This is a genomic window from Sphaerochaeta associata, assembly GCF_022869165.1.
GTDB lineage: Bacteria > Spirochaetota > Spirochaetia > Sphaerochaetales > Sphaerochaetaceae > Sphaerochaeta > Sphaerochaeta associata.
Genome location: NZ_CP094929.1, coordinates 354972 through 369046, shown reverse-complemented (window position 1 = coordinate 369046; position 14075 = coordinate 354972). Strand labels below are relative to the sequence as shown.

General features: G+C 46.0%; 11 protein-coding genes and 1 pseudogene. 5 read left to right on the top strand and 7 right to left on the bottom strand.

Annotation, left to right across the window (positions count from 1 at the left end):
- The first annotated feature begins 110 nt into the window (after positions 1–110).
- A complete protein-coding gene (locus MUG09_RS01730) occupies positions 111–962 on the top strand; it encodes a helix-turn-helix transcriptional regulator (RefSeq protein WP_244772864.1) in 852 nt (283 codons plus the stop codon).
- Positions 963–1449: 487 nt separating this feature from the next.
- Here MUG09_RS01730 and MUG09_RS01725 read toward each other — a convergent pair whose 3' ends face one another.
- Positions 1450–1722: a type II toxin-antitoxin system RelB/DinJ family antitoxin gene (locus MUG09_RS01725; RefSeq protein ID WP_244772862.1), complete on the bottom strand. Its 273-nt coding sequence runs from the start codon at positions 1720–1722 to the stop codon at positions 1450–1452.
- Positions 1723–2011: 289 nt separating this feature from the next.
- On the opposite strand from MUG09_RS01725, the gene MUG09_RS01720 reads away from it, so the two are divergent.
- Positions 2012–3325, top strand: a complete 1314-nt coding sequence (locus MUG09_RS01720) for an AAA family ATPase (protein WP_244772860.1) — start codon at positions 2012–2014, stop codon at positions 3323–3325.
- Between the two features lie 6 nt (positions 3326–3331).
- Positions 3332–4012, top strand: coding sequence for a hypothetical protein (locus MUG09_RS01715; RefSeq protein ID WP_244772852.1), 681 nt, complete (start codon positions 3332–3334; stop codon positions 4010–4012).
- Positions 4013–4333: 321 nt separating this feature from the next.
- Here MUG09_RS01715 and MUG09_RS01710 read toward each other — a convergent pair.
- The 5 genes and pseudogenes from MUG09_RS01710 to MUG09_RS01690 form a co-directional block, all read right to left on the bottom strand.
- Positions 4334–4603 (bottom strand): annotated as a pseudogene (locus MUG09_RS01710) (Txe/YoeB family addiction module toxin).
- Positions 4578–4853, bottom strand: coding sequence for a type II toxin-antitoxin system RelB/DinJ family antitoxin (locus tag MUG09_RS01705; RefSeq protein WP_244772851.1), 276 nt, complete (start codon positions 4851–4853; stop codon positions 4578–4580). Before MUG09_RS01705 ends, MUG09_RS01710 begins: the two are co-directional and overlap by 26 nt.
- 73 nt (positions 4854–4926) lie before the next feature.
- Positions 4927–6435, bottom strand: a complete 1509-nt coding sequence (locus tag MUG09_RS01700) for a Fic family protein (protein ID WP_244772850.1) — start codon at positions 6433–6435, stop codon at positions 4927–4929.
- Positions 6436–7043: 608 nt separating this feature from the next.
- A complete protein-coding gene (locus MUG09_RS01695; protein ID WP_244772849.1) occupies positions 7044–7610 on the bottom strand; it encodes a shikimate kinase in 567 nt (188 codons plus the stop codon).
- 68 nt (positions 7611–7678) lie between these two features.
- A complete protein-coding gene (locus tag MUG09_RS01690) occupies positions 7679–9034 on the bottom strand; it encodes a DUF6880 family protein (protein ID WP_244772848.1) in 1356 nt (451 codons plus the stop codon).
- Positions 9035–10154: 1120 nt separating this feature from the next.
- Between MUG09_RS01690 and MUG09_RS01685 the strand changes: the two genes are divergently transcribed.
- Positions 10155–11684 carry a bifunctional metallophosphatase/5'-nucleotidase gene (locus tag MUG09_RS01685; RefSeq protein WP_244772847.1) on the top strand — a complete coding sequence of 510 codons (1530 nt, stop codon included), beginning with the start codon at positions 10155–10157 and terminating at the stop codon, positions 11682–11684.
- Between the two features lie 2 nt (positions 11685–11686).
- On the opposite strand, the gene MUG09_RS01680 is transcribed toward MUG09_RS01685, so the two are convergent.
- On the bottom strand, positions 11687–13273 hold the full coding sequence (locus MUG09_RS01680) for an IS1634 family transposase (RefSeq protein ID WP_244772846.1): 1587 nt from the start codon (positions 13271–13273) through the stop codon (positions 11687–11689).
- A gap of 229 nt (positions 13274–13502) precedes the next feature.
- Between MUG09_RS01680 and MUG09_RS01675 the strand changes: the two genes are divergently transcribed.
- Positions 13503–14051, top strand: coding sequence for a hypothetical protein (locus MUG09_RS01675; protein WP_244772845.1), 549 nt, complete (start codon positions 13503–13505; stop codon positions 14049–14051).
- Positions 14052–14075 lie beyond the last annotated feature (24 nt).

Here is a 14075-nt window from a genome sequence, read left to right as displayed (position 1 = left end):
AGCACTTAGTTTGGTATTATTACCCTTACATTCAGCAGTTTCCTTCATTCATTCATTTTCCCGGGAGAGGGTACGCCTCATACATCTTTGACAAGAAACAACTTAAATTTTTGCATTCTCATGACTTTTACGAGATTTTCCTGGTCGACCGGGGCAATGCAATCCATCAGGTAAATAATCTCCGGCTCCCCTTGTACGCAGGGTGCCTGTGTTTTGTCCGCCCGGACGATGTGCACTGCTATGTCGAGGCATCCGAGGATTTTCGGATCATCAACATCATCATTCCCGAGCAGATCATCTCCAACCTGTTCGCTTTTCTTGGGAGCAATTACGATGCAGAGCGGCTGTGCCACTCCCAAACCCCTCCCTGCGTCAGTTTGGATTATCGTGATTTGTCTTCACTTATCCGGGATTTCGAGCAGCTCATCCTGTATAAGAAGATCCTCAAGGAAAAAAGCGATACGATGTACCGGATTGCCATTTTCAATCTTCTTACCAAGTATTTTCCGCTTCAGCAGGTGCAAAAAACTTCTGCTTCCATCCCACAGTGGCTTAAATTGCTTTCGCTGCAGATGCTGACCAAAGAGAATTTCACCAAAGGCCTTCCGACGTTGTATAAACTATCGGGCAAGAGCCCGGAGTATGTTTCGAGAGCTTGCAAGAAGTACCTGGGGAAAACACCATCGCAACTGGTGAACGGCATCCGCTTGGAGCATGCGGCCATGCTGCTTGTCACAACCGATATTCCGATCATCGAGATCAGTCAGGATTGCGGTTTTGAATCCCTCAGTTACTTCTATCACCGTTTCAGGGAGCAGTATTGCACGACTCCGTCGGAGTTCAGAAAAGATAAAACGAACTCCGATTCGATGGTTTATCGCATGGGTGATTTATCAATCAAGGCGGAAATTCCTGCCGCCATTCCCATCAATGCGAACGCCTTGAAGAAAAGCCGACGCTGAGGTGTGCGGGGTGAGATTACATCGGACAAGGGCGAATGTATGCAACCTTCTCCTGTATGTTCATGAGCGATGGTTGCCCTTTCTCAAGGATGGATTGTATTGCTCTTGAACCTAAGCCGCTTCGATGGTACTGTTTCTATGGTGTTTTTGATGAAGGGGAAGTCTTTGCTGTGTGCCAACAAAGACAAAGGGCTTCCTCTTCATTTCTCCTTCAGGGATCCTCTCCCCTGGTCTTCTCCTCATTAAACCACATATCACAAACAGGCAGGAATACACCATTTGAGGGATGATTGGGAGAAATCATATTCGGGCCAGTGGTAAGCAAGTGTCAGCCAACTTTAGGTAGACAGAACTGTGGATGCACGGTACCCTTCACACATCAATGCCCGTCCACATCTGTTTGTTGTAGTAATACATTGAATAAGTGGCGGGCTACTCATTTACCAGGATGACTAGCGTGCCTTCTTTGGGTAGACACATACAAGCTTCAACAAAGAGCATCACGTACATCCACTTCGCCAACTGCATCGCCGGTGGCTTCCATCTGCGCTATGGATTTCTTAAGCCGAGCAATATTCTGTTTGCTATAGAATGGATCGACCGCAACCTCGAAGGGAATGCGTCTCTCCCTTGCTACTTTGGTTGCAAAAATCGTGAATGCCTCGGAAGTAGTCAAACCCAGTTCCTGACAAGCTTTCTCAAAATTGAACGCCAGCTCTGCATTCATATGAAATAAAACAGGTACGGTTGCATTATCCATTTACTCATCCTTTCAAGTATCGCTACAAACACACCCTCACTTGGGCTGCTTGGAAGTTCCTCTGACAAATCTGTTATACCTGCTTGTAGAAGTCTCGAACCGCCTGTTTGGTGGTGTCATAGTTGGCCAGGAAGTTGAGCTCTTGTTCTTCTTCAATCGTTTTGAGTATAAAATCAGACGAGTATAACTATTTACTGCATCTCGTTTGATAAATTGTTTGATTTTGTTACTTTTTGGTATTAAAATACATATATAGGTTGAAAACGATATTTGAAGGTGAGACTGTAGAATGAAAATAAAAAGCATATCCATAGGTGGATTCAAGAATCTGAAACAGACAAGAATCGAGGTCGATCGCATAATCGCGCTGGTTTCACCGAATAATTATGGTAAATCCAATTTTCTCCAGGGAATTGACTTTGCATTGACGTTCTTGAGTGCCGGGGAGAAAAGCCGAAAGAAGATGACTTCTTGGAAGAAAGGGATTCCATTGAACCCGAACTCCGCGGATGATCCGTTCTTCTTTGAGGTTGAGTTCCATGAACCTTCATTGGGGGAATACCAATATGTCCGGTATGGTTTCTCATTCATATGGATGCGAGATGATGCATCAGGCCAACGGATTACCGATGAATGGCTGGAAATGAGAGAAAGCGAGAGTGTCAAATATACAAGGTATCTGAAGCGAAATGAAGGCCACTACCGGAAAGCAAAATCCACAAACGCCTTCAGGAACATCACCCTTGGTGATTATCAGTTGGCGGTCGACACCCTGTCTTCCATCGATGACATCGCTTACACTCTTGTGCTCGATCGCATCAAGCATCTCTCGTTCAAGACATGCTCATCCCTGGATATGGATACTCACTATCAGGATGTTCCATTCGAACTGGATGAGCCGGGCATTCCTCTCTCTTACACCAACGATATCCCTAAACTGCTCAACGCTCTCAAGGAAACCAATCCAGAAAGATTTTCTTTGTTCAAGGAAGCCATCACAACACTCTTCCCTGAGATCACCGATGTGGAAGTGGTGAAGGCAAGATTCGATGCCCCTCAAGGATTGATCAAGATGTTCTCCATGAAGAATGGAGAGGGGCTTCAAAGCAACGATAAAGAAGTCCCCCCATTCAAATGGAAAAATGAAATCCAAAAGATCTTTGTGACAAACAAACATATGAACCAGCCTATGGACATCACCATGTTGTCAGCAGGGACCAAGCGCCTGTTCTGGATCATGACCATACTGTTTTCCAGCAACTCGGATACCCATCTGATAGGCATTGAGGAACTGGAGACCAGCATCCATCCGAGACTCTTGAAGCAGACCCTGGAACTTCTCAACGAGCACTTAGGCGACATCTCCCTTCTCATCACAAGCCATTCACCCTATCTTGTCCAATACTTGAAATTGGAGAGAATCTATATCGGCCTCCCCGATGAGACAGGTCTGGCCTCCTTTCAGAACATTGCCAAAAGCAAAGCAAAATCTTTAGTCGGCACATCCCAAGATCTTGGGCTCTCTGTGGGAGAGTACCTGTTTGACTTGATGGCGGGCGATTCCAAGTCCAGCCTCATCCTCAAGCACTTCATCAAGGGTTGAGCCAATATGAAGAAAACCTATTCCAGCGGTGTTGCGTTCATTTTCGAAGGAGATACGGAACAAACTTTCTATGAGATATTGATAAGCCAATTCAGCGGAAAACACCCAGAATATTCGTACTCGGTCAGCTTTGATGATGTAGTCAATGAAGTCATCTCCGAGTCGAGCTGTGGATCTCATTCTGTAATTATTCGCATGAATTCCATGAAGACGATCACTCAAGTAGCTCATTCTGCCGATTGGTTCAACAACTCTTGCAAGAAAAAACATCCTGGTATCAAATGGACCGTCTTTTTGTGCTATGACACCGACTCCCATCTTGCTGATATCACAAAATTCTATGAAGGTGACTGGCTCACCTTACGGAGGAAGTTGAAGGGAAAGAACGTGGAGGTCATTGATTTAGCCTCACGAGCGATGATCGAAGATCTTTTTCTCTATGATAAGGAGGGAATCTGCAACTACCTGGAAGTTCCGGATCAGACCATCCCTCGCGAAGGAAACGGCAAGACTACCCTTAAGCAGTTCTTCCGCAAATTTGGCAAGGTGTATCACGAAGGGGAGCGAGCTGCGGATATAATATGGGGCTTGGATATGGATCTGATTGTTGCCAGCGCTGAGATACAATTGCACCTGGTTGATGAGCGTTGTTTTCCTCTCGTCTCCGAGAGGGTCTTCAGAAGCTGATCGACCCTGATCGAACGGTTTGTGCAGGTGCGCTGTTTCCTGTCCCTACACCTTCTACAGATACACACGAGTGGGCTGTTAAGACTAGACTTGAATATTTGCTTCGAGCGAACATGGTGAGTAGCAAGGCCAAGGAGGATCAGATATCTACGATATCCGATCCGACGAGAACACAGCTACCCAGCGTTTGGGCCGAAGAAAATTAAAGAAATAGGATTTACAGACCACAGATAATCATACTGGGTTTCAAGATAGCCTGCCCATCCATCTCATCGTCTCGTAGCTAAAAGTCAGAAAAGTCTCTACACTTCAGATCAACTACTAGGTATCTCTGGAGTGGGAACCACATTGAACGATACGGATCACATCTCCATCAATGCGGTAAACAATCCGATTACAATCATCAATTCTCCGACTCCAATACTGCGACAAATCGCCAGACAACCGCTATGGTTTTCCAATCCCTTCATAGCCATTGCGGTCAATATCCTTAAGAATCGTCAATATTCGCTTTAAAGTCTTCCTGTCTTGTCGAGTCCAGTACTCAAAATCATTCCATGCATCATCAGTCCACGCCTGAATCACGTACATCCACCTCGTGAATTATACCGCCGGTGGCTTCCATCTGCGCTATGGATTTCTTAAGCCGAGCAATATTCTGTTTGCTATAGAATGGATCGACCGCAACCTCGAAGGGAATGCGTCTCTCCCTTGCTACTTTGGTTGCAAAAATCGTGAATGCCTCGGAAGTAGTCAAACCCAGTTCCTGACAAGCTTTCTCAAAATTGAACGCCAGCTCTGCATTCATATGAAATGTAATAGGTGCGGTTGCATTATCCATATACTCATCCTTTCAAGTATCGCTACAGCCACACCCTCTCTTGGGCTGCTTGGAAGTTCCTCTGACAAATCTGTTATACCTGCTTGTAGGAGTTTCGAACCGCCTGCTGCATGGCTGTAAGCTCATCATCGGTCAGAAAGTCGAAATGTGCGGTTCTTTTCTTTTCAGATAGGTGCCCGTTGTTCTGCAGGCATACATGGATGAACAAGTCGATCAGACGGTCGGGCATATCGATGATATGCTGAATCGCCTGCTTGGCGGTGTCATAGTTGGCCAGGAAGTTGAGCTCTTGTACGAGTTCTTCTTCGATCGTTTTAAGTATAAACTCGGACAAGGCTTCTGCCTGTGCTGTCATATCCATATAGGAATACCAGCATGCACTCTCACTCTCCACAGTCATCCTGCCCATAGCATCCATGCTATAGTCAATGACCTGGAGCAAGGGTCGGGAGAAGGCTTCCAATGACCGGTCATACGCATCCGGGTTCTTTAGCATAACGGCTGAGACGGGGAACATGAGTCCACGTGGAACCATATTCTGCATCGCAAGAATGTTATGGATGAGAAATCGGTGTACCCGTCCGTTCCCATCCTCAAACGGGTGCAGAAACACAAAGCCATAGGCTATGACCGCAGCATGGATGACAGGGGGGATCCCCCCTGTTTTCATCCTTGCATGAGAGGCAAGCAGCCCCTCCATCAAGCTTGGCAGATCATCAGGCTTCGGGCAGATGTAATGGATGATCTCCTTCTGATACGCAATCGATTGACCTACATACTGTTGACTCAAGCGATAATCACTGTCACTAAACCGTGGGTCGACAATTCGGTTCTGCAGCTCGATCAGTCTTGCCTTTTCACAGAAATCTTCTTTTTCGGCAAGTTGCAAGGATGCTATGAATTTCTCGGTTCGAGAGGTATTGCTCGTAATGTTTTCTATCTCAAAGGACGATCTGGCTTCTATGTTGTAGAGAGATCGCAGTGCATGACGGAGTAGTTGCGGGGGATAGTCTGTGACAATCTCCTCACACCGCCTTTGCAGTGATGCAGAATCCAACTCCAAAAGCCTTTCCGTTTTCCTGACGACAGGACAGAAGGTCCGAGGGCCGAGAAGATTGTTCACAACGCGGTGACGAGGGGACCTCTCCCCTTTCTGCACAGTGTAATAGTCTTTGGTCTCCAAGGCATCGATATAGTTGGAGGTGGTCATGTCGTCGATAGGCAGTTGTTTTTCTGTCAGAAACTCATAGAAGAACCAGATTCTTCTGACATACTTCCCGGTTGGTTTGGATTCGATGAATTCGACGAGTTCCTGCATGGCAATCTTTTCGAAAATCTTAGCCAACAATGCAAGATTCACCCCATCATATTTCAGCGCAAACTCAAGATGCGCACCAATCGTTTCTCCAGGCCAGTATTGGGCTCTGAATACTTCATCGACAAACCCGTCCTGCCTGGTTACGGAGTGTATGCCGGTAGTGGCGACAGCAGATTTGTGCCAGTTGGGAATGCCGGTGATTTCCAGTTTCTCAAGTAGATATGCGTACCCTGCCAATCGATGGTCAAAATCTTGTATTTGCATAGGAAAGCCTCATAAAAGGAGTATAGTACTGATAATATTATTATGATTGTAGGTATGTAAACATAAATAATTATTTTATGTCACTTTTATTACAATATCGGTATAATGATGTATAACGATTATCCATTACAGGCTTTTTGCAAAAAGGCGTACATTCTGCCTCCAAAGCAATATGACGAGGTTGGAACCAGAATACTCTCCATACCAGTAACTCAGTGACGGCATTGCTGGTCTGAACAGACAGGCAATCCTGCAGGGATGTGATGCATTCTATACAGCCCGTCCAGGTGTCAGGTTTCCTTGTATGGAATTGCATCGTTTTGCTGTTGGTAGATGCCGATAGTTCTGTTTAACGATAGTATTGTTTCATTATTTTATGAGCTTTCACCACCGTGGTGAAAGAAGGCTTTGTAATGAAAGCTGCTTCCAATGAGTCTTCCCTTGGTACAATGTGTGTATGGGATGTGGTTGACTATCAAGTCAGGTGCTCGTTTCCAAGGTTGTCCAAAAACACTTCAGCTGAGACTGATCATAACCGTAACGCATGGCGATTTGTTTTACATGACCACCAAGAACCATCCGATCGCCAATCAGGGGAACAGGATGGATCACACCCCGGCCGGCAACACATGCTGTTCGACAAGGATGTTGCAAATCTTTTCAGGGATGTCGGACAGCGGGATGTTTTCGATGCTTACCTGAACATCGGCACGGTCGTAGGAGCTTTTGAAATAGTTGAAGTCGGCCTTGACGTCTCGAAGGTATCTCAAACGTTTCGCTGGACTCATGGGCTCCTCGATAGGGTTTGAATCGACGTCGTAGAACGTCAGCCTGCCCAGCACGTTCTCACAGGTATCGTACAGGTAGAGCGAGTAGAGCTCCTTGTCCTTCTTATGGCGCTTGAAGACCTTGTTATAGGCGAATTTCAAACCTGCCGGAGTTCCCGCAATTACACAGTCAATATTTTTGGAGAGCAGATGGTCCAGGACGACACCGGCTTTCTCCCTGAACCCATACATCGTAAGGTGCTCACTCTGAAGTCTTTCAATTGACTTCTGATAATGCTTCATCACCTCCTCATCCAAGTCAATGAACGTGTAGCCCAGCCTCTCAGCCAACATCCTGCCGATTGTTGTCTTCCCAACACACGCCATGCCTACTAGATAGATGATCATGGACTTCTCCTCAGATACAGTATTGTTCCCTAGTATATCGCGGAATAATCATGTAACAAAGCAAAGTTTCATCCTTTGCTTATGCGATATTGGTTCCAGAAGCTGGTTTTCCGCTTGTTCTCCAGCAGGAGATTCACTTTGTACGAGTTATGGGTGGGATAACTCCTCCAGTCCTTGATCAGGGGTGCAAAGGTGTCCAGGGCATTGAGATAGTCCACCCCGTGATGATAGCTTTTTGCGTATGCACGCTCCATCATACAGTCCAACAGGCTTCTATAGAGCAAGGAGGCGGCGAGATAGCGCCCATGCTTAGCCAGCACAGCTGCTATTTTAGGTACCGTGTAGTAAGAACCTTTATTCAACGTCTCCACCCTGGCAAATATATAGACTTCCAGTTCATCAATCATCCCAATCTCTGAGAGAAACTGTGCATCGTCATCATCGAAGGAAGAACTTTGGGATATATGAGCCCATTCATTAGCCAGAATCTCATCCCGTTTTTCCTGACCTGTTGCAAGCAACAGCTCCTCAAAGCGTTCGAGGGTGCGAAAGAACCGAAATCGTTTATACTGCAGGGCGACAAGGCTTTCCCTGTCACCTTGCATAATATAGATTTCCTTCAGGATTTCCTCAATCTCATATCCGTATGATACATGATCCTCAGGAATCCTCTGTATCCAGGCAAGTGCCGATTCGGCATCCTGCTTCTTCAAAAAAGCACGGGCTGCTGCAAACATCCTTGGCACTGGAAGTTCCACCTGTTTGCCTTGCAGGGCTGCTGCAAAAAGCTGCGCTTCCCGCTGTTGACTGGTTATGGACTCAAGCATCCAAGTATAGGATTTCTTGTTCTTCGCTTCTTTCTCGGTAGCTTCCAATGCCTGTATCTTTTTCAATACGAGAGACAATACAGGTTCCCCAAGAGTTTCGGGAAGGTCCTTCATAAGGGAAGAACGTGCGCCATAGTCATCTTTGGTGGCCAACCTGATAAACAAGGTGGCTACCTTCTCTTTATCCTGGCAAAGCGAAGCATACTGGAAGAACAGGTTTCTTGCAGTAGAGAGATATACTTGACCGACCGTACCGTCGGAATCGTCACAGATCTCGAAAACCACATCGTCTGTTTCGATGAATTCGGCAACAAGGTCCAAGCCGGTAGAGGGGTCCGTTACCCAAGTTTGCAAGTCTAGAAGCATTCTCTCCAGTTGATCGGCAAAGGAAGAGCTCAACTCAAGGCTGATGTATCTATTGGATTTTCTCAAGCCGGCCAACTTCTGTCTGTATCGTTTGATATTGACTTTCTCAGCTGAGGTAAGGCTGTTGATCTTGTCATTGACCTGCTCATTATGGCCTGCCAATTCCAACAGGGTATCGGCAAGGGTCTCAAGACCAAGGTCCATCAGCAGCTGTTTACGGGTATCGGGCATACGTCTCTCCAATAGGGGTGAGCTATAGAGTGGATTCTGCAGGAAATTGGGAGATGTTTCTACACAGACTCAAGTGGTTTCAAATGAATTGGCCATTTATTGGTTCCGAGCAAACCTTGTACATGCCTAAAACGAAGTCCTACTGCACCCGCATGATGCATAATTGAGCCAAAATGATCTCTAGATAATCCGAAACAATTGGTTGTATTTCCGTTTTTTATTAGGTGTGTTGAATAATCGGAATCCAAATCGCTCGGATTGATACATTGGAACAAGATGATCTTCGCATTCGACAATCACAAACTTTCCGCCAATCAGATTCTTTACCTCACCCAGAACTGCCAATGCGTTTTCCAAAATCTGATTTCCCGGTAATTCAGCATGTGAAAAGGAATCATTTCTCCCAATTTGGCCAATAAGGAAACAGGGAATTCTATGATCGGGACATTTGCTCATTTTCAATGTATTCTTTTCTTCTTCGGAAAGACCTTCACTATTGCTTATATCGGCGAACCCGATGGAGATTGTGAAATATCCAGCAATGTCCTTATTTTCTGTTGCAAGAAGATAGGTTCTAGCACTCGAGGACCTTTCAAATGCTATAGCCGAGGCATGAAGGAATTTCTTCCACCTCTTTGTTACGACTGCAGGAAAATCGGGCTAGGATTTGCTCGATTACTGAATCTTCAGCATATCCTAGCCATGAACCCAGCTGTTCCAGATTCAGTTCTTGTTGCTCTCCAACCATTTTTGGAATCTCTCTCCACTGGTGGCGAGAGATTATTTTTCTTTCTCGGATAACTTGAATCTAACGGCAGGTTTATTAACGGTCTTGGCTATTTCACGCAAGGCCTTCTTGGGTATTTTAAAAACAGTTGTGAATGAACTTGTTGCCATACCTCACCTCCTTTTCAAATGTATCTATTCAGAGGCTCTTGCAAAGTATAAAGTCCGATCAAGGCAGTTACGTATGCACATTCAACAAGAGAGTCTTCTATAGGCTAAAGCAACTTTAGAAAAACTTTAAGCAAGTGTCGGCCAGTGTTGTAACAGGTATCAAAACCTCTTCGTTGACAATATGCAATCATGCCTTTAGACTTTGTTGCCTAAGGGCACCGATATGAAATCTTGTACCATACTCTACACATCCGATATCCATGGCTATCTGTTTCCCACAAATTATGCAAATGATTCAGTGAGGGCAATGGGGCTTCTGTCGTGCTCCCATTTTTTCGAAAAAGATGGAAATACCTTGGCCCTTGACGGTGGTGACACCATCCAAGGATCCCCCTTTCTTGATTTCCTTCGAAGCAACAAAGAAAACCGCTTCCCGATAACACAAGTCATGAATGAGCTTGGATATGACTACATAACACTAGGCAACCACGATTTTAATTATGGATACGAAGGAATGAAGGAATTCCTTGGTGCCCTTAGCGCACAATGCGTCTGTGCAAATGTCATAGATCATAGTGGGAAACTCCCTATCGTCCCCTATGTCGTCAGAGTATTGGAGAACGGCTTACGAATCGGGATCGTCGGAATCGTCACCGATTTCGTCCCCGTCTGGGAACCTCCCCAGAATCTTGAGAAGTTCACCATAACAGACTCATTCGAAGCTGCCGAACAAGCCTGCAACGAACTCAAGGGAAAAACAGACATCCTGATATGCCTCTACCATGGCGGGTATGAGTACGATATGTCTACGGGGAAAAAACTATCGGAAACCAAGGAAGACATCGCCTGCAAATTGGCAGCAGAACTCGATTTCGACATTGTGTTCACCGGCCATCAGCACAAACATACCGAAGGTACCTATATCAGGGGCACCTATACGGTTCAACCTGGAGCATATGCCTCGGAAATTTGTAAAGTCACAATCACTGCCGATGACGAGCATGCGCTGCATCTCGATACGAAATGGCTGAAACCCGACGGGTCGATCAAACGCGCCATTCCTTCCCTTCCCAACCTGTTCAATATGGAACATGACATCCAGCGCAAGCTCGATGAACCTCTGGGAACATTACCTGAACCCATAAGGTTTTCCGGACGCCTGGACACAGCATTGCATGGAAATGCATTTGCAACGTTGATCAACCAGGTCCAGATGGAAACCGGTAATGCTGATATCTCTGCAACGTGTCTGTACACAGTCTCCAGGGATCTTCCGGAGAACCTTACGGCAAGGGATGTCCTCATCGCCTATGAATTTCCGAACACCCTGAAGGTTCTTGAAATAACAGGATCCATCCTGCGTACTGCTTTGGAGCAATGCGCATCCTATTTCGATTGCGATGCAGATGGAAAAGTGGTAATCAACCCTGAATTTCTGCAGAACGAACGCCAGCATTTCAATTATGACTATTTCTACGGCATCACCTACGAATTCGACATCACCCGCCCTGTCGGCTGCCGTGTCACGTCCTTGGAATTCAAAGGAAGACCCATTGCAGACGACCAACTCTTCCGGCTTGCCCTCAACAGCTACCGTGCGACCGGAGGAGGAGGTTTCACATGCTACATCGGGTGCCCACTAGTACTGGATTCGCAACTGGAAATACCGTTGCTGTTGCGTGAATACTTCCGCAATCACGCAGTACTACCTTCGATACCCTCGTCCACATTCACCGTCAGAGGATGCAGATAGCATCAGCATCCATCAAGATTGACTTGTGGAAGCAAGATATGCATCAGCCTTCGTTGCGTCTCGCTCACAGGCAGGATCGAGCCGCCGCCATGGTCACGGTTGGACAAGACAAATACTTGTTTCAACTGCGATAACACCTCTTTGTAGGTGTATTCGCCATCAAGGCCGGTTTCCTTCAGTTGTTTGCGCAATTCACAGATATAAATGGAAGCAATGAATTGCAGGAACAGACGCGGGGACAGCCTGTTGCCTTCATGAATTCTGATCCGCAGCAAATCCTGATCATTTCTCAGGTCGTCAAAAGCACGTTCTATAGTCCTCTGCATCCGATGGCTTTCAAGCACCTTCACAGGATCCAGCAAATCAGGGTCGTTGGTGAGGAATGCAAAGAAGCCAGCATACGTCTTCTCATGAAGCTCCAGTTCCTCAACGTTGATTCCGACAGTCCTTCGGCCTGTGTACTTATGCTGTCCAAATATGAAGAACTTTGACAGGTGCGGTTCAGGGCTGTCTCCCTGATGTTGTTCAAGCCTCTCCCGTTCCTGCTCGATCCTATGCATAAAACGGTCCCTGTCTTTGCCGATGATATCCTGGGAGTAGAAGAGATGAACGGTACAGGGATGGTGTACCGTCCGATTCTTCTTTTCTTCCTCCCACGTATATGCGATTGTCCTGGTATAGTAGTTCCTTCCATCCAGTAAAAAGAGCGATGAAGGATCACCCATCATATCGCGATTCTGTTCAATGAGATTACAAATCCATGCATCCTGAATGCGAACAGCTTGCAGGAACGAGTATCTGCGTACAAACATGGCCGTAATGTTTTCTATGCTGTAAAATTCCTGATCCATGTTCAGAGCCTCAACACAAAAGCCTTCCTTCTTCATCATCCTGAGGAGATTTGCTACTTGCGTTGTTTCATGGAGTTCCGTTTCAGTCGATTCCATATACAAGGGAAGCATGGAGTTTTTACCTGCGACCATGATGTAACGCAGCTGTCTCGGGCTGCATCCCACCATGTTCACTCCCCAAGCAAGGGAGGGATAACAGGTATTGTAGCTGGACACGGAACGGAGATCATACAGCATTTTGGAAGAATCGGCCACAGTATCGTTCCATAGTCTGTAGAATTGAGTCTGGACTTCCTCAGACAGTCTATCCAGGACTTCCACTATGTATCTGCTGGAAAACTTCCCAACGAATGGTGTTTGATTGAATGCCATCCAATTGCCGCAAGAGCTGAGAGGAGCGCTTTCAACAACCAAGTACCAAACCATCGCAAGGACAGCCCTCCAATCAGAGGGGATGGCACTCTTCATGATCCTGTCGAGGTTAATTCGCTGCGTGATGCTCCAAAGAAGCATATCATGGCCGGCATGCATGACTCCAAGATTGTTCTTATTGATGTCCCGGGCAATTTTCTCTGTCATATCCAGCCGTTTCGAGGGGATGAGCTCACCGCTTTCAGGGTCGAGTTTGCCGATGCAGATGCGCTTGGTCTTATATTTCTTGCTCTCTTCGTCCCATACGGTTGTACCTTCGTAGATGTACGTCGTTCCGTTCTTTGCTTTGAACTTCACCCGATGCATAGAGCAATTCTCCTGAGACTGATTAGGTATAATTTTGTATAAAATTACCTTTATATCTCGATTATATCACAGATAATTCTTTATTTCTTTCTTTTTATTTGTATATATTTAATCTTTTATGCAAATAAAAAAATCAGCTATATTGACAACTCGCTTGCATGAAACTTATGGTTGTTCCAGAGATCAATCATCAAGTACTCTAACATTCAGCTGAAATTGGAGGATTATCTTGTCGTCATACGACCCATGGCAACAATGCAAAACCAAAAACGGGCTACCTGCCGACCAGGTAATTTCCGCCCTTCAGAAGGAAATCCGTCGAAACAATGTCGATAATGCCGCCCTGCTGGCATATGAAATGCTGACTACGAGTCGGGAACTCGAGGAATTCCTTTGGTTCCGGCTGCAAGTCATCAGTGTTGAAGATGTAGGATTCGGGGACTGCTCGGCCCCCATTCTCATTCATTCTCTTGAACAGATGCGCCTCAGTGCCAAACCTGAAACCAATGACCGCTATCTGTTTGCAATCCATGCTGTCCGATATCTATGCTCGAGAATGAAGGATCGTTCATCGGACGAGATGTTGAACTGGATCAAGAAAAGCAAGCTTGTACCGCAGATTCCTGACTATGCCTTGGATAAACATACACTCGCCGGGCAGCAGATGGACCGTGGCGACAAGAACTTCTACGACGAGAGTGCGGTAGTATCCCCTGAATGTAAAGATCGCGATACAACGTACCTTAAGAGGGTGCAAGACCTGTTGGGCATCAACTGATGTAATCAATTTTGTGGCTTCAAA